The 568-nt window shown below is 74.3% G+C and carries 1 protein-coding gene; it reads right to left on the bottom strand.

Translation table 11 applies throughout. The features are described 5' to 3' along the window. The coding region (locus G3I78_RS47155) for a PLP-dependent transferase (protein ID WP_203616496.1) at positions 1-568 on the bottom strand (568 nt) is incomplete at both ends.

Genomic DNA, 568 nt, shown 5'->3' on the forward strand with positions numbered 1-568 from the left:
CATCTGCCGGGCGGCCGTCTTGTGTGACGGGTCCGCGGGCAGGCCGGGGTAGCGCAGCCCGGTGACGTCCTTGTGGTCGGACAGCGCCTCCGCCACGGCCAGCGCGTTGGTCCACTGGCGCTGGGCGCGCAGCTGGATGGTGGCCAGGGAGCGATGGGCCAGCCAGGCCTCCATCGGGCCCGGGATCGCACCGACGATCTTGCGCCAGCGCCGGACGGCGGCGGCGAGCTCCGGGTCGCGGCAGACGACGTAGCCGAGCAGGAGATCGCCGTGGCCGGTCAGGCCCTTGGTGCCGCTGGCGACGGAGAAGTCCGCGCCGAGTTCCAGGGGCCGCTGGCCGAGCGGGGTGGCGAGGGTGTTGTCGACGGCGACCAGGGTGCCGCCCGCGTGGGCGGCCTCGACCAGGCGCCGGATGTCGCACACGTCGAGCCCGGGGTTGGAGGGGGTCTCGATCCACAGCAGCCTTGCTCCGTCGAGGACGGTGAGCTGCGCTTCGTCCCCGGTCGGGGCGGTCCGGACGTGGATCCCGTACGCCTCCAGCTGCTCGCGGACCAGCGGCAGGGCCTGG

This window comes from Streptomyces sp. SID13726 (genome assembly GCF_010548375.1).
Classification (GTDB): domain Bacteria; phylum Actinomycetota; class Actinomycetes; order Streptomycetales; family Streptomycetaceae; genus Streptomyces.